The sequence below is a fragment of the Bacillus sp. FJAT-27916 genome, assembly GCF_001183965.1.
In the GTDB taxonomy this organism is placed as follows: Bacteria; Bacillota; Bacilli; order Bacillales; family Pradoshiaceae; genus Pradoshia.
In genome coordinates, this window is sequence record NZ_LFZV01000001.1 from 2860352 (window position 1) to 2876641 (window position 16290).

Below are 16290 nucleotides of genomic sequence, written 5' to 3' on the forward strand. Positions count from 1 at the left end.
AACGCATCCTTGTCTAATTTTACTTTCTTGTTGTTCATTAACTTATGGATCGTCTGCGTGGCGATATCCAATGTAATTCGGTCTGAAACATGGTAAACGAGGATTTCGTTCGTCGAGGCATCTTTTATGGTCGACAAATAAGCCATCTGTCTTCCGGCATATGGCAAATAGGTGATATCTGTTAATAGTACTTTACCAGGAACTCCTTGTTTGAATTCTCGGTTCAACTTGTTTGGAACGACCTGGTGTTCCTTAGTGGCTTTGGCGATTTTCCTATAAGGATTTGACCTCCTGTGAGGACAGACAATCCCATATTTCCTCATGATTCGTTGAATCTTTTTTCGACTAAAGAGGACTCCATACTTATTTTCTAATACCATCTTAATGGAGCGAGACCCCTTCTTATACCCGCGTCGTTTGAACGCTTTTAAAATGAGCTCTTTCGCTTCTAAATCTAATTGTTCTCTTGCTTTACGGACCTCAAAAGCCTTTAAGTAACTGTAGTAACCCGAACGGGATACGCCTAAGAGGGCACAAAAGTATGCCGTCAATCGCTTGAATGAATGTTGTTCCAAGGTCTCATAAATCAGCTGATAGATTCTATTTGGAGCGAGGTTTTGACTTTCGTTTAACAGCCTCCTTTCGGTCATTTCTAGCTTTTTTAATAGCTCTATTTGTCCTTCCAACAGCTTAATTTGAGCTTCTTGGCGTTTAATCACTTCAGATGGTGAGAGTTCCCGTTTTAACGGCCTTCCAGATGCCGTTTTCCTTGAATCCGTGAGTCCAAGTAACCCATTGGTTTCATAGGCTTTCTTCCACCTATAGGCCGATTGTTCGATTCGCTTCATTCCAATGAGGTCGACATCAAAACCGCCCTCCATAAAAATTTGCCGGGGAAGCTTTCCCGTCATATACTCATCAATAAATCTATTTTTAAATGCATCTGTATAGGTGATGGATCGCTCGCTGACACGTTGTACATTTGGGTTTTTTTGAAGTAGTTTAATCTCTCTAGATGTAAATGTAATCTTACTCATGGTATCCCCTTGTATCTTATTTCATGACCTCTAGTATATAAGAAAACCTGTAGCTAGGACACTCTTTTTCAAGTGTCCTAACTACAGGTACCAGTTTACCTATCCCTCTTTCCTTCTATATCCTTGCCGCATGATAAACGATAAAATGCCACATCCAAACAGAGTGTGACTGAACTTATTGATATGCTTAACTCTCCTCATAAAAAGATTCCGTCCCTATTTTTGCTCCAATTAAAAATACGTGACATGATAACTTCATAGAGGAATTACAATCGTTTTATAACCGCCTGTCGCCATAAAAAAGAGCTCGAGATTTTCAAATGAATCCAGAGGGATTTCAATCTGTTGATTATTCAAAATGGCGGCAATATTCATTAAGGCTACCTCACCTTTTTCTATAACAACAAAATCATCGCTGTTGAGACTATTGGAATGAATCATTAGGCTATCAGCAGCCATTCTTTGTTTTTTACGTTCATTGATAAAGAAGGCTTTAATATCATAGACCGTTAATCGGTCGCCTACATTTTCTATTAGTAAGGTGATATTAACCTTTAAACCGGTTCTTTTACCGAATATATTTGTAAGTATGCTTGTTGTCGCCTTTTCCTTCTCAAATATATCCCATTTATTTATATAGAATGACTGATTAGCCGATGCCGATAATGTATCTATAATGGCTAAAAAATCAGCTAACGTAATCGTTTTTTCAATTTCATTTGAATTGGACTCCCTTTTATGTGACACAGTCATTGTCCTTCCATCCTAGTAATTCTTTTTGCTCCATATAGGACAATTAAAAATAACTATATAGTAATTGAATTACATGAATCGTTAAAAAATGCCTACAAAACTCCTAGAGCAATTCACCTGATTCTTGCTTGGTAAAAAAGAATATAAAGAGAATAATTGGCAAAGCAATTAAAAATCTCCCCGATAGAACCGTTTTTTCTTTTTCCTGCTGATTATGGTCCATTTCAATCACTCCCACAATGTATTGGATAATAATTCCGGCGGGACTGTATAATGTTCTTTGACTACCGAATGGAAGAGCTTATAATTATCAAGCATAAGTGTGGATGGGGTAACTTTCGGATAGCCAAATAGAGGGCCGGAAACATTTATCGTAAATTCGCCTGACGAAATAAATAAACCTGTTATCGTGATTTGATCTGAAAGTAAAAGAATAGCCAATAGGATGTCAAGTATATCTACAATACCTTGCTCTATTGCCAGATTATTTTTTGTCAAAATTCTAGAACTGCCAAATATAGGACCGCCGACAGATATCGCAAATCTGCCCGGTTTCACAAATACACCTATAATCGTAATTTGCTTCGTCAACAATAAAATGGCGGTTATAATGTCCATCACTCGATGAAGGGCCATTATTGCTTTACTGTTCTCATCATTCATATTCTCGTTATTCAAGATGAATCACACCCTGTAATCCATCGTATTCACGCTTTTACCTATTGCTACTCCTTTCATCACGATGGATCACCGATTTGATTGCTTTTTCAATTTCAGCATAACCCGTACATCGACATATATTGGAGGAGAGCCATGTTTTTATTTTTTCATCTGCAGGGTTCGGGTCATCCATCAATAATGCTTGGCAATTCATAATAAAACCAGGGGTGCAATATCCGCACTGAAAAGCAAAATGTGTAACAAATGCTTCTTGAATCGGTGTATGATTCAGTCCTTCAATCGTGATAATTTCCTTATCTTTTGCTTCAACAGCAAGCATTAAGCATGATTTGGTTGGTCGTTTATCAACCATTACCGTACAGGCACCACAATCACCATTAAGACAGCCTGGCTTAGCACCGGTTAAGCCAATTTTGCGGCGCAATACTTCCAGTAATAGTTCTGTTGGTTCAACTTCTTTATAATAAGGCTGCTGATTCACCATTAATTTCACAATATGCTTCTGGCTGTTTCGTTTATCGTCCACTTATTCACCACCAAGCTTTTTAAAAATTGTGGTCAATGTATTTTCCAAAACGAATAATCTGTAATCTTCAGAACCCTCAATATCATTTAACAACGGACCAGGGATTTTTTGCAGGGCGGCTTTTATTCGTTCTCTTAAAGAACGGCTGCGGTCATTAAGAATCTGTTCCATTGTTTCAGAACGAAACGGAAAAGAACAAACTCCACTAAAGGCAATCCTGATAAAACCTTCTATTTTTAGAGCTGCAACGGTGACTAGCGGATATCCTGTATTCCATTGTTGTCTTACTTTAATGCTAATTGACTTTGCTTCTACATAGTCTTTTTTGGTAGCTAAGCTTACTAAAAGCTCCCCTTCCTCCAGCAGTAAATGCTTATTAAACATATCGTTTATCTTTCTCTTTTGTAATCCAGATTCTCGGGCTGTAATACAAATACTATCAGCAAGCAAGAACGGAAGAACAGCTTCGCGATAATAGATTTGGCCGCATATATTACCGCCAAGGGTAATCGTGTTATTCGAGGTATGATCGGCTATTTCTTTTGTAACACTTGATAATAAAGGGAATGGACGGTTTTTTTCAAATTCATTTAAACGTAATGCCGCACCAATGAAGAGATGTTCTTGATCATAACGAAACAGATTACATTCCGGTATTTTTTTGATATCAATGACGGCATCTGGTTTGACTAAGTTCAATCTGCCTAAAGTGATAATTTCTGTTCCACCACTAAAATAATAAGGGTTTTTGCCTTCTTTTTTTAGATTTCGATATAATTCAACGGCTTCCTCAATCTTTACTGGTTCATAGTAATCAAAATCATAGGCGATCATTCCCCCAGCTCCTTTGCCACACTTCTCCAAATCAATTCAGGCAGTAAGGGCAATTTATTCAAAGAGGTAGATGCAGCTGTGGATAAGCCATTCGCTAATGCAGCTGGCATCCCAAGCAAACCATGTTCTCCCAGCCCTCTGGCTCCATAAGAGGCTTCTACGTGAGGAGTTTCTAGAAACCGACAAATATACTGTGGGTGCTCTCCATACCTTAATGGTCTATACGTTCTCAGCTGAGGATTTTGAACTCTCCCCCATAAATCAAAATAAAAGGTTTCCCGCCCTGCAAAGGCTATCCCCATACTCATGGCGCCCATCACTTGCCCTTCTGCCATTTTTTGATTCAATACTTTTCCAGCATCAATCACCGAAATTGCTTTTTGTATTTTATATCGATGATTAAGGGGATTGTATTCGATTTCTATCCCTTGAGCACCAACCGTCCATTCTGGTCCTGGTTTCCCAGCCCCTGTTTCCTTATCTAAAGTGGTAATGCCCGGAATGATATAACTCCCTCTCCCAATAATTTGCCCCCCAATGGCATTCCCTCCCGGATAAGAATAGCCATAGGCCAACTCTTTATAGGATAAGGCTTTAGAAGGCTCTTCCCTCCAATAAACCGTTTCATTTCCAATCTCCATATCTTCAACAGGAGCCTTCAATACAATGGAAGCAATCCTTTTCAATTGATTGATGACATCCTGACAAGCATGACTGACCGCTCTGCCTGCCATTAATGTTCCTCTGCTTGCAACGGTCTTCCAATGCTCCGGTGTGCTTTTGGTTAAGACGTCCATTTGAACAAACACTCGGGAGATATCCATTTTCAATTGATCAGCAACCATTTGTGCTAAGATTGTCTTTGTCCCTGTCCCAATCTCAACAACGCCAGAGATCACATTTACGCTCCCGTCCGGATTAAAGATAAGGATAGCGCCGGAGCTTGCATTCGGATCAATGGTGGAGTTTTTCCATATGCAGCAAATCCCTTTCGCCCTTATTTGTGTTTCACTGATTCTTTTATAATTTCCTTCCTCCCAGTTCATTAATTTCTTCAGTTCTTTTATACAACCAGGAAGATTGCCAACTGTACTTGAATTCAATTTCACTTGAGTAGGTGTCTCATCACCTGGCTTGATGGCATTTATTTGCCTCAGTTCTAGGGGGTCTATCTTTAATTTAAGGGCTAAGATATCCATTGTCCGTTCAAATGCAAATAACACCTCTGAGTGAGCAAATCCACGATAAGGTGCGGCATACGGGTGATTTGTATACATACATAAGGAATCACAATAGATATTTTCTATATGATAAGGTCCAGTGCAATCGACTGCACCGGCACGACTTAAATCTGTTGCTTTATCAGAGTATGCTCCCCCGTCCCACAAATAGGTGATTTCAGCCACCTTAAGCAGTCCATTGCGGTTAGCTCCCAGCTTAACTCTCGCTTCAAGACCGATATGTCCAGGGGAAGTCAGCATATCTTCTTCACGGCTATTGATCACCTTAACTTTCCTACCGCCAACTGCTCTTGACGCAATATACGCTAATAGTTCCAACTGGATGGATGCTTTTCCTCCATATGCACCGCCAACCAATGGGGTATGCACGGTAACTTTGCCTATTTCCACTTGAAAGTACTCACTGATTAATCGTTTAATCATAAATGGCGCCTGTGAAGAGGAATGAATGATTATTTCACCTTCGCCTGTAATTTCTGCGAGTGAGCATCTCGTTTCCATAGCCGCATGGTCGGATGGTTTAAAGGAAAAAACTTGTTCAACCGTCACTTCACTTTCCATCCACCCTTGATCTTTATTTCCCTTTCTGATTTTCGAATGGTTAGCGATATTTGTTCCTGGTATAGGGATGACATCAGGTATTTTCTTATACTCCCCTAACCGTTCGTGAAGGATTGGAGCATTATTTTCAAGTGCCTCGGTTGGAGAATTGACAACCGGCAGCGGCTTATAAATAACATGTATGAGGTCAGCAGCCGCTTTGGCAATTTTCTTAGTTTCAGCAATGACTAATGCCACAACTTCCCCGTGGTAACGAACTTTCTTAAACGCTATGGGATACCGGTCTCTTATTTCTTCCCCGGTTAAGGGTAAATCCTGACCTGTTACAATGTTGTGCACCCCAGGAACAAGCATAGCCTGACTAATGTCCACATCCTCTATCCATGCATGCGCATAGGGACTGATTACCTTTTGGACATAAAGAATATTCCCTGTATCTAAATCTGCGGTATACAGCGCTTTTCCAGTCACTTTATTCCAGGCCTCTTTGCGAATGACGCTTTGACCAATCGTATCCATGGAAGTCTCCTTTATTCATTTGATTCTTCTAGGCTCATTGATTGTATATTTTGTGTCCAAAATAAATATTCATCTATCGTGTCAATATCAACAAATATCTTTCTATCCAAAAAAGGCACTAACACTCCTTCTTGCCTTTTTTCCATTAGGATTTGCTTAGCACCTTGATCTCCCTCAAGTTTATATAAATCCTTAAATAATGTTTTTGATAGCAAAATCGGCGGTCTCATAGATTCATCCATTAATGGAGCAACAAATGACCTGGTATGATCTTGTTTATAAATATTGATTAATTGATTAATTATCTTAGTAGAAATAAAGGGCTGATCGGCGAGTAGAATCATAATGGCGTCTGACTGATATTCAATAGCCTTATCCAAGCCAGCTTTAATTGAATCAGATTGATTGGGCCCCTCTCCCTCTATCATGGTGACCATACATATCTCATCTTCAGCCGTTTTATATGGTAAGGCATTCACCTGATTAGAGATGATAATAATCTCATCAAGCTGTGAGTGAATTGCTTTTTCCAAGGCCCACATTCCCAATAAATGATCTCCAAATGGCAAGGATAATTTATTCATACCCATGCGCAGACTGTGACCGGCAGCTAAATAAAGCCCAGTGATCTTCATTTCGTTTTTCTCTTTTCGTTTCGAATATGAATCAGTTCTGCAAGAATGCTAACAGCAATTTCGTATGGACCTTCAGCACCTATGGACAACCCGACTGGTGTATACACATTACTTGGTATGTTTGAATCCAGCAGCTTTTTCGAGCGTTCTTTCGTCCCCATAATTCCGATGTAATCTAGGCTCTGTCCTATCAGTTTTTGAAGAATGTTTTTATCATGTAAGAAATGATGAGTCATAAGCACAATATAATCATTTCTTTTAAGGTTTATTTTTTTTATAGCCTCCAGGGGATGCGCAGTAATATATTGATCTGCCCCCGGGATGTTTTGCTTATTACATAGTGATACTCTAGGATCAATCAGTATCACGTGAAAATCACAATGGCGAGCCATGTCCACCAATGGCCTGGCATCTATTCCTGCTCCAAAGATAATCAGTCGTGTTTTAGGTTCAATCATATGTGTAAATACATATCCGGAGCCATTGGGTAGCAGTTTTTGTTCTTGAAAAGCTTCTGGCTGATGTTTAAAAGCCTTAAAAACAGTCTGTTCCAATTCATATTGGCCGTTTAAGTACTTTTGATGGATGGTATATAATCCATCATTCAAATTGGCGAGGATTTCAGTTAATCGTTGCTTCAATTCTTCATCGATGTATTCAAGAGTGAGATAGAGAATGCCATTACACCCGTTCCCAATACCCCAACCTTCAGCGTCAGCCATATTATAAATAAGAGTCAGGGAATTTTTATCCTGGAATACATTTTCAGCCTGAAGCATCACATCTTCTTCCAAACAACCCGGACTAATGATTCCGACAGAGGAGCCATCATTCTTAATTAACATCGTAGTGCCTTCGCCTAAATAGGCGGATCCTTTAACATGTATGACCGTTACCAAAACGCATTCCCTATCTGTTTGACTTAATTCTTTTAGAATCAGAGCAAATTGATTCATTCACTCTCTCCATTCATCCGCTTATTTTATACATTATATTTATGACTACCGAAGCATTTCATGACTTTCATTCCTGAAGACTGTTTTCGTGTTAAGTTTACCTGTGATATTCATCAATCTATCGCCAAAAGGACGTGACTGGCTCATTATCTCGACCACGTCATGGAAGGATGGGTAAATTTCCAAATGTTTGAAGATCAACAATGAAAACATGATATGATTTAATCGTCTGATCATTCACTCAGTATCAGTTAAACTTCGTTTAGGGGGTAGGTATTATGACAATCAATAGAAATGTTCACTTCAAAATTCACAAGGGGATTACGACTAAATAGCCAGTATGATTAGCGTTTCCCCACCTAATCGAAAGGGGATAATGATTTGAATCAACTATTATTAATCATTGATGCTCAACAAGAATTAATAGATGGAAATCAAGAAGAAAGTGAAGTCTTTAATAAAGAATCACTCATTAAGAATATTAACTTACTGATTAAAGAAGCCATAACATTGAACGTTCCCATTGTATTTGTCAGGGATTTAGATGTTGCTGAGGGTAAAGGTAAAGGGTTTCAGGTTCACGATGAAATCAATCTGCCTGCAGATTTAAGGTTTTTTGATAAAACGGCAACGAATTCCTTCCATGGAACAGGCTTATTAGATCACTTAAAATCTCAAGAGATAAAACATATTATTATTGCAGGTTGTAAAACACAGCATTGTATAGATAGCGCAGTCAGAACAGCCACTATTAATGGTTTTGATGTTACATTGGCCGGCGATGCCCATTCAACAACAGACAGTGACTTTTTAAGCGCAAAACAAATTATCAATCATCATAATGACACTCTTCATGGACATGACAATAATGAGCACTTTTCCATTGTTAGGAATTCAGCCGAAGACTTGTTTAGTCCAACTCATGACTCATACAGGGACTAGATAAATCGCGCTATTTACCTTGCGAGAGAACAGAGAAAAGTGAGTGTTGCGATAACATCATTAAGCGAAAACTCAACTGCTTATATTTGCGTTTACGAATGTACATTTTGCAAGCCCTGTACTGAAGTGATGAAACAAATACGCACTGATTGTGGCGGTGAACTTGTTAGAAGACCAAAATAAAAAGAATATTTCTGAACTGTTTATTTTAAGATAAGCAGGGCAAGTACCCTGCTTATCTTTGCTTTGAATAATCAATCTTTTTATCTGCTTTATTCGTTAGAAAACTGCCTGTCCTTCATAATCAACACCCTTTGATCATCTAGAAGAACATTCATCATAATCAATAAAACCATGGCATATCGCCATGGTCTCACTTATCAATTCAACCGATAAAGCTCCAATAAGCGCCTTGTAAATCCAGGAATGTCCTTCGCATCATTGACAAGGGACTGGGCCAGCTTCCCTGAGTGGATAAACATGATTCGGTCACCAACCTCTGCTGCTACATCCATCATATGAGTGGAGAAAACAATCATCATGCCCTTCTTCTTCAAGGTATGAACCAATTCGACGAATTCATTTATCCAGAAAGGGTCCAGTCCATTTGTCGGTTCATCCATGATGAGCAAGTCCGGATCAGCAAGGATTGCTTGCCCAAGCAGCAAGCGCTGACGCATCCCCTTAGATAAAGCCTTAACCTGCTCGCTCCTTTTCTCTTCCAACCCTATTTGCCCCAAGACTTGTTCGATTCTGTCATCAGCCACCATACGCAAAGAGGCATAGAAACGAAGGAATTCCCAGACACTCATCTCTCCTTGCGCTAGAAATTCATCTGGCATATAGCCAATATCAGCTACATAGGCCATCTTCTCCTTCATCATCTCAATGCCATTCAATGCGACAGAGCCTGCGGTTGGCCGTGATATTCCAGCCAGAATATTCAGGATCGTGCTTTTGCCGGCTCCGTTCCCTCCGCAGAGGACAACGCATTCTCCCTCTCTCATTTGCATGGAAAAAGGATGAAGGGCATATGTTCGTTTATATTGTTTGGAAACACCGTTCACCATTAGCTTTCCGCTTAATTGGCTCTCCTTTTCTTCAGCTTCCATATAGCAAGACCTCCTAACAGCGCAATCACTGCAAACCCATAAAGAAAAATCACTCCCCAGACAATGCCTTGTTCAAATAATGGAACAAGGGAATCATAGGCAACCCCGAAGATAGAGCCCGCATTCAGCTTCGATGCGAGGAAAAAACGGGTGAATTCAGCTGGATTGAGAAACATAGCTGTCTTCATGAATGTTCCAATCATGGGATAGGGCAGTACACTCGTTATGGCAATCAGCAGAGTTGGCCATATCATGATGAGTACGAACCAAACCCCGACAGAATGGGTTAAAGCCTGCCATCTCGTTTTGACAAAGGAGCCAAGGAATAATCCAATACAAAGAAAAAAGAGAATAAGCTGGAGTGAAAATAGATAGAGTACGATCATCCATTTCAACGAGATGGAAATGCCTGTAATCAAGCCCAACAGCATACTGAGCCAATAGGCAAGCGAAAAACCAACAGCCTGAGCAGTAAACTGTCCCCCCAGCTTCCCAAAAAAGTATGAAGACATCTCAAGCGGATAGGTGCATAATAAACGCCACTGCCCATTCTCCATTTCATTGGCAATGGAAAATGACCCATAAATAAGCATAAAGAGCGGCAATATATACAGCATGATATTAACAATCGTACCCGTAATATTCGTGTAGCCAGATATGGACCCATTGGACCTTTCTAATGCAATTAAAAGGCTGATGACAAACAGCCAAAGAATGAGAATGCTGTAATAGGATTTCTGTCTTGATGTTGTTTTCCATTCAGAGCCCCAGATTGTCCACATGGATGAACCACCTCCTAAACAAACAGGCAACCAGCATTTGGCTGCCTGCATTATTACATTCAAGCTCTTTACATGTTATGATCGCCAGATTTCATTTCCTTGACCCATTTATGGTTTTCAAGGTCAGAATAGGACATTACTTTCGCAGAGTGACTGTCTGCATAATCCTTTGCATCATCTGCATCTTCAAACGAGATAACATGGAATGACATTGGTGTCTCTATCTCCATTCCATACACATATGTGGCATCCTCTTCGTCTACCCATTCCTTCGAATTGAAATCACGTACAAAGCCTTGTTCGATATTCTCATCTGAATTTTTTTCCATCCATTTGTACATACAGCCAATATCATCGAATTTCATATATTTACCATCAGCCAAGACAAGCTCAGTGGCATATTGGTCATCAGGCACTGACATATTACAGTTCACACATATGTCTGTTTCCGGATCGATTGCTTGCGGCTCAACCTCATCTTTGCCGCAGCCTCCTAGAAACAGCAATACCCCAATCGAACAAACTGATAGTATAGATAAACCAATTCCAATCCATGTTTTTTTCATGATTTCTTCCTCCCTATCAGAAATAAACTGGCACTTACTCCAAACATTGCTGTCGCTATGACCCATACCTGCCAAGGGCTTCCTCCCCTTGTCACTTCCATGGCTTGCGGTTTCATCAGCGGGTCCTTATCCATCAGCAAATCCCCGCTAGTGCTCTTAAGCATCTTCTGCAAAATCAACATACCGGGTGATTGAAAGAATAATTGATATTCCGGTACTTCGTCAGTCAAGGATAAGAAATATGGATCGGCTTCATAAGGCAGATCACTGTATTGATCCCCATTTACATCCACCTTCACGGCTGAATCCCAGTAATTTCCATTCACCTCATTTTGGCTGCTTTTGATGGCTTGTGCCTCATTTAAATTCAATCGAAAATCATTTTCTGAAATAATATTATTCGCAGACTCTAGAAACTGAACCGCTATATAATTCGATAAGAAGAGATTGTCCTTCACTTCATTGGCATCAGCTTGTTCAATAAATAAGCCAATTCGGTTATTAATCAGCTGATTTTCCGCAATACGCACACCTGTAGAATCATATAACAGTAAGCCTTGTGCATGAACATTCTCATTGTTATTCTTGAACTCATTCCCTTCAATAATTCCCCCGCTTGCCCCCATTACCATTGCACCAGTAAAGCTATCAGCCACTTTATTATCAATAAGCGCAGCTTCTTCTGAATACATAATATGGAAGCCGTAATGTGACTCGCTGACTTGATTACCCGTAAAGGTGTTTCGGTCACTGTCCTCAACGTAGAATCCATCCTCCACACGTTTAATGCTATTTTCCGCAAAGACATTATCATTGGATTCGTTCAAGTCAATGGCATGCTCCCCGAACTGTCCGGTAATCGTTGTCCCTTCTATCTGTACTTGACTTGCTTGATCCATCCTGATGGCTGTCGCGCCTGTCACAATGTCCAAATCAAGCAGCTTATGTCCATCACCGGTCAGTTGAACCGCTGCAACAGCTTTATCTGACGACGTCTTGATAGTCAGATTACGTACTGAAACATCTTGCCCGCTTATGGACACAGCTGTTTCTCTGCCGCTGTATTGAATGACCGCTCCTTTCTCGGCCTCAATCGCAATAGGCTTGGACAATTCAATTGGTCCTTCATATGTCCCGCTTGGAATGATCAGCTTCCCCCCGCTGGGTGTTTCATTAATTTGTTCCTGAAGGCTTGTCTCAGCGGACATTATTTCTGCCGGCAGCAGCCATAAGCCCGCCATTAAAAAGAGGATCCGCAAATAGTTCATATTACAACCCTTCCTTTTCAAAGCCATCGTTCCATACTGAAATCCCATGCACACACAAACCTCTTATCCCTACTAACCTTATATTTATTTTACTAAAATAATATTTAGACAATCCAATATAATGACTTATAGAACGTATAAATTCCCAGAAGAGAAAATCACCACAAAAGACCCAGAGCCATTTAGCCCATTCTGCCTTTTTAACAGCTTCCCCTTTTCCATTAAAATAAAAGGGAACTGATTCAGTCATCAGTTCCCTTTTTTTCAGCAAGGCGTTTCTTTACCTTTACTGCATGTTGATAATAAATTGATTTCGGCATTCTTCTCAATTGCTTTTCTGCATGGTCAATCTCCTTTAATGCCTCTTCCTCTCGTCCCATCTGTTCATAGCAAAGGGCACGATAGATTCCGGCAGATTGCAGCATGGCAATATCAATTGGATGAATAAGGTAATCAACTAATTTAACTTGGCTTAAAGAAATAAGCGCTTCTTCAATCCTGCCAAGACCAAACAAGGTTCTGCCCATTTCTAAATGATAAAGCGGCTCTAGGAACATCCCTTCAGCTGAATATAGCTCCAGCTCTGCCATTGCGCTAGAAGGGTCATGCTTAATCATATTGTGGTACATCGCTCGCAGCAAAGGCATTATTTTAATCGAAGCCTCATTTTCTGTAAAGACGGCATACTGTTCTGATTTCTTAAGGAGCCGTAAGTACTCCTCCCCATCATTGTTTCGGAGTGCCTCATTTGCTGCAATCCGGTAAATATTATCCATTTGATAGTAAATATTCGTCTTATTTGCCAGTTTAATCGCACTTTTCAGCTTTTGATGTGCAGTTGTATATTCTTCAAGTGCCATAAGATCAATCGCTTCATCCAACAGCAGCTTCAATTGAAAAACCGTATCCTCTTCAAGTCCGTTTCCCTTGTATTCCTTTCGAATTCGCTCTAATGTATGATAAGACTCTTCCCAATCAAGCCATTCATCGCGGCAATATTCATGATAAGCCCAAAGGATTTTCGCGCTGTTTACATATAATCCGTTCGCCTGATAAAATTCAGCAGCCAGGTCCGCATATCTCTTTCGGTCTTTCTTTCTCAGCTTATAACCGGCTTCAGCATACAAACCGTATAGCTTTGCCAAGACCAAATCAACATCCATATTCACAGGCAATGTATCGGCAAGCCTTTGGTCAATTGTTTCATAATTGCCTTCCTCTTTCAGGGCTTCCATTTCAGATAGCAGGCCTGTGTAATCTTTCTTCTTATCTACTAAATCTGAGACTTCACATCCAAGGCGGCCGGCCAAATACTCGAGTGCTGCCATAGAGGGAGCAGCTTTTCCATTTTCAATCTGGCTAAGCATTCCTTTTGTCAGGCGTTCTCCAGCCAGTTCACTTTGCGTCATTCCACGTGCCTTACGAAATTGAAGGATTTTCTCACCAAGCATTCTGCCACCTCCTTATATGGAAAATTATATAAGATAAGTTAGTTGCCAACAACGAAAAGTTTAATAATTTTAAACTCTTCGTTGACTTCCTTAATTTAGCAATCTTATAATTAGTTTAATCCAATTAAACTTCAATGGATGAAGGAGGAACAAAAGTGAATCTCGCCCTCTCTGCCGAGAAAAAGGAACGATTAGCCCAAAGAAATATCTTGTTATTTGTCATTGGAAAATTCATTTCACTATCCGGCGCCAGCATTTATTCATTTGTCATCGGGCTTTATATCTTAAAGGTCACCGGTCTTGGCACGAGTTTTGCCCTTGCCTTGGTCTGTGCCTCATTGCCGCGGATTCTATTCGGCCCGATTGCCGGCACTATTGCGGATAAGGTGAACCGAAAGATGATCATCATCGTATCTGAGGTCACGAGCGGACTATTGATGGTGTTTATTTTAATCTATGGACATTTTTTTGGACTGCCGCTCGTTTTGCTTTATTTATCCGAAGCCATTTTAGCCATCACCTCGACCTTCTTCTCAGTAACAGCCTCTTCTACGCTTGCATCTATGGCAGGTGAGCACAATATCCAAAAGGCCGGCTCTTTGAATCAATCTGCCTCTTCTCTGGCAGGGATTGTCGGGCCTCTAATTGCTGGTATTCTGTATGCATTCCTGCCAATTGACCTCATCGTATTATTAACAGCAATCACCTTTTTTGGTGCCGGCATCATCGAATACTTTATCAAGTTTAATCTCTTTGAGAACAAATCAGCTACTGTCCAGAAGGAACGCTTTTTTCACAGCCTGGCTGGAGGACTTCGCTACCTCAAGGAAAACAATCTTCTGTTCAGCCTGCTGAAGATGGCTTTCTGGATTAACTTTTTCTTTGCCGGAATTAATGTCGCAATCCCTTATATCTTGAATACAACCTTGAATTTTTCCTCGCAGGCATATGGCACAACGGCAGCTATGGTTTCAGTCGGTGCCCTGGTTTCCTCTTTGATTATCTCGAGGCAGAAGGAACACAATCAAAAAATACGAATGATTCGTAACGGCTTCCTGCTGCTATCACTGCTGGTCATCCTGATTGGAATCCCGCCAATGCTTGGATCCGATTCTTCCATGTTTAATATCAGCTACTACCTTATCCTGCTTGGACTAATTGGTGCGTCCATCATGATAATCAATATCCCAATCATGGTTCTGATCCAGCGCACGACGCCAAACGAAATGCGCGGCCGTATCTTTGGACTTGTTGAAACGATTTCAGCGGCCATTGCCCCCCTTGGGATGATTCTATTTGGGCTATTGCTTGACTATATTCCCTCCTTTTATGTCCCATACATTACGGGCGGTGCGTTTCTTTTCATTGCTGTATTCAGTCTCAGCAAGCTCTCTGAACCAGCGGAGGCAAAACTTGCCGGATAAGCAGGAATATCAACCTTACTAACCGAAATCCTTACTAGCACCATAATCAAAGGAGGTCATTCCTTGCCGACATATACTGATTTTTCAAACAAGCAGCAGGAAATCATTACATTGTTCACGAAGGGGGCACACGCTGAATGTTCTCAATTGCTCCATCAAATGGAACATGAATTTCCACTTATGCTAGATAAGCTTGCCTTTTGGAAGGCAAGTCTCCAGCTGGCGGAAGGGAAGAAAAAAGAGGCTATCATGACCTTGCAGCAAGCTTTTGACAAAGGATATTGGATTAATCCTGATATGTTTCATATGGATGATGAATTTAAAGCTCTCGAGCACTCGGCCGATTTCAAAGAATTAATTCGTCAATTTGATGAGGCACTCGCCAGAAAGAAAGCATCCTCAAGAGCGCTTATATTGGAGAAAGGAAATCCGGAGGCTAAAACAGGAATCTATGCCTTACATATGAGATACTCGAATGCTGAGATTTTTTCGGAAGTGTTTCTGACTCCTGAAACCGCAAAACAATACGCCTTTGGGTTTGCCCAATCCTCTCAAGCTACGAGCAGTCATGCTTATGTATGGGATGATGAAAAACAGGCGAAAGCAGATATCGAAGAAACGTTAAGCCTGTTTCAAAAAAATCATCCAATTAATGATTTGATTATTGCAGGCGGCTCACAAGGAGGAAAGCTCGCAGTTGAACTTGGATTAACCCATCCTTCTGTCAAAGGATTTATTGCTGTCATCCCTTACATAAAAGAAATGACTGTGATGGAAAAACTAGCAAAGGCCCACGTAAATGATGCAAAAGGGGTAATCATCGCTGGTGAGCAGGATGCTGCCTATGGGCAAACCGTAAAGCTTGTACAGCTATTAGAAGATCATCACATCCCGCATAAATTCATGTCTATTAAAGGAATGGGACACACAATTCCAGAGGATTTCACCAAATATCTTAAGGAAGCAGTCGACTATATCTTAAAATAATGAAAAAAGGAGCAG

The 16290-nt window shown here is 40.5% G+C and carries 18 protein-coding genes; 4 read left to right on the forward strand and 14 right to left on the reverse strand.

The genetic code is table 11. The annotated features are described in order from the left end of the window. The 8 genes from AC622_RS13960 to AC622_RS13995 form a co-directional block, all read right to left on the reverse strand. Positions 1-1037: IS3 family transposase (locus AC622_RS13960; protein WP_231589536.1), on the reverse strand; the 1037-nt coding region annotated here is incomplete at its 3' end. Between the two features lie 255 nt (positions 1038-1292). Continuing rightward, positions 1293-1790 carry a hypothetical protein gene (locus AC622_RS13965; RefSeq protein WP_049671618.1) on the reverse strand — a complete coding sequence of 166 codons (498 nt, stop codon included), beginning with the start codon at positions 1788-1790 and terminating at the stop codon, positions 1293-1295. A 228-nt stretch (positions 1791-2018) separates the two neighbouring features. Beyond that, positions 2019-2468 (reverse strand): hypothetical protein, encoded by a 450-nt coding sequence (locus AC622_RS13970; protein ID WP_231589537.1) that lies wholly within the window; start codon positions 2466-2468, stop codon positions 2019-2021. Positions 2469-2505: 37 nt separating this feature from the next. Continuing rightward, on the reverse strand, positions 2506-2955 hold the full coding sequence (locus AC622_RS13975) for a (2Fe-2S)-binding protein (RefSeq protein WP_049672980.1): 450 nt from the start codon (positions 2953-2955) through the stop codon (positions 2506-2508). A 42-nt stretch (positions 2956-2997) separates the two neighbouring features. Continuing rightward, positions 2998-3831 carry an FAD binding domain-containing protein gene (locus tag AC622_RS13980; protein WP_049671619.1) on the reverse strand — a complete coding sequence of 278 codons (834 nt, stop codon included), beginning with the start codon at positions 3829-3831 and terminating at the stop codon, positions 2998-3000. Further along, positions 3828-6152, reverse strand: coding sequence for a xanthine dehydrogenase family protein molybdopterin-binding subunit (locus tag AC622_RS13985; RefSeq protein WP_049671620.1), 2325 nt, complete (start codon positions 6150-6152; stop codon positions 3828-3830). The genes AC622_RS13980 and AC622_RS13985 overlap by 4 nt, the downstream gene beginning before the upstream one ends. 11 nt (positions 6153-6163) lie before the next feature. Then, positions 6164-6787: a nucleotidyltransferase family protein gene (locus tag AC622_RS13990; protein WP_049671621.1), complete on the reverse strand. Its 624-nt coding sequence runs from the start codon at positions 6785-6787 to the stop codon at positions 6164-6166. Beyond that, the gene (locus tag AC622_RS13995) at positions 6784-7743 is read right to left on the reverse strand and encodes an XdhC family protein (protein WP_049671622.1); all 960 of its coding nucleotides are present in this window, start codon (positions 7741-7743) and stop codon (positions 6784-6786) included. The genes AC622_RS13990 and AC622_RS13995 overlap by 4 nt, the downstream gene beginning before the upstream one ends. Before the next feature lie 381 nt (positions 7744-8124). On the opposite strand from AC622_RS13995, the gene AC622_RS14000 reads away from it, so the two are divergent. Both AC622_RS14000 and AC622_RS20740 read left to right on the forward strand, forming a co-directional pair. Then, the gene (locus AC622_RS14000) at positions 8125-8685 is read left to right on the forward strand and encodes a cysteine hydrolase family protein (RefSeq protein ID WP_049671623.1); all 561 of its coding nucleotides are present in this window, start codon (positions 8125-8127) and stop codon (positions 8683-8685) included. Positions 8686-8724: 39 nt separating this feature from the next. Continuing rightward, positions 8725-8868 carry a DUF1272 domain-containing protein gene (locus AC622_RS20740; protein WP_082197148.1) on the forward strand — a complete coding sequence of 48 codons (144 nt, stop codon included), beginning with the start codon at positions 8725-8727 and terminating at the stop codon, positions 8866-8868. A 197-nt stretch (positions 8869-9065) separates the two neighbouring features. On the opposite strand, the gene AC622_RS14005 is transcribed toward AC622_RS20740, so the two are convergent. The 6 genes from AC622_RS14005 to AC622_RS14030 all read right to left on the reverse strand — a co-directional run bounded on the left by AC622_RS14005 (position 9066) and on the right by AC622_RS14030 (position 13864). Then, the gene (locus tag AC622_RS14005) at positions 9066-9797 is read right to left on the reverse strand and encodes an ABC transporter ATP-binding protein (RefSeq protein WP_049671624.1); all 732 of its coding nucleotides are present in this window, start codon (positions 9795-9797) and stop codon (positions 9066-9068) included. Further along, the gene (locus AC622_RS14010; protein WP_049671625.1) at positions 9767-10579 is read right to left on the reverse strand and encodes an ABC transporter permease; all 813 of its coding nucleotides are present in this window, start codon (positions 10577-10579) and stop codon (positions 9767-9769) included. Before AC622_RS14010 ends, AC622_RS14005 begins: the two co-directional genes overlap by 31 nt. Positions 10580-10647: 68 nt before the next feature. Continuing rightward, complete coding sequence (locus tag AC622_RS14015) at positions 10648-11145, reverse strand: nitrous oxide reductase accessory protein NosL (protein WP_049671626.1); 498 nt, start codon at positions 11143-11145, stop codon at positions 10648-10650. Next, the gene (locus AC622_RS14020; protein WP_049671627.1) at positions 11142-12413 is read right to left on the reverse strand and encodes a right-handed parallel beta-helix repeat-containing protein; all 1272 of its coding nucleotides are present in this window, start codon (positions 12411-12413) and stop codon (positions 11142-11144) included. The genes AC622_RS14015 and AC622_RS14020 overlap by 4 nt, the downstream gene beginning before the upstream one ends. A gap of 1 nt (position 12414) precedes the next feature. Further along, the gene (locus AC622_RS21265; protein ID WP_049671628.1) at positions 12415-12663 is read right to left on the reverse strand and encodes a hypothetical protein; all 249 of its coding nucleotides are present in this window, start codon (positions 12661-12663) and stop codon (positions 12415-12417) included. Further along, complete coding sequence (locus AC622_RS14030) at positions 12656-13864, reverse strand: helix-turn-helix domain-containing protein (RefSeq protein ID WP_049671629.1); 1209 nt, start codon at positions 13862-13864, stop codon at positions 12656-12658. The genes AC622_RS21265 and AC622_RS14030 overlap by 8 nt, the downstream gene beginning before the upstream one ends. 155 nt (positions 13865-14019) lie before the next feature. Between AC622_RS14030 and AC622_RS14035 the strand changes: the two genes are divergently transcribed. Both AC622_RS14035 and AC622_RS14040 read left to right on the forward strand, forming a co-directional pair. Next, complete coding sequence (locus tag AC622_RS14035; protein WP_049671630.1) at positions 14020-15288, forward strand: MFS transporter; 1269 nt, start codon at positions 14020-14022, stop codon at positions 15286-15288. A 63-nt stretch (positions 15289-15351) separates the two neighbouring features. Continuing rightward, on the forward strand, positions 15352-16275 hold the full coding sequence (locus AC622_RS14040; protein WP_049671631.1) for a serine aminopeptidase domain-containing protein: 924 nt from the start codon (positions 15352-15354) through the stop codon (positions 16273-16275). Positions 16276-16290 lie beyond the last annotated feature (15 nt).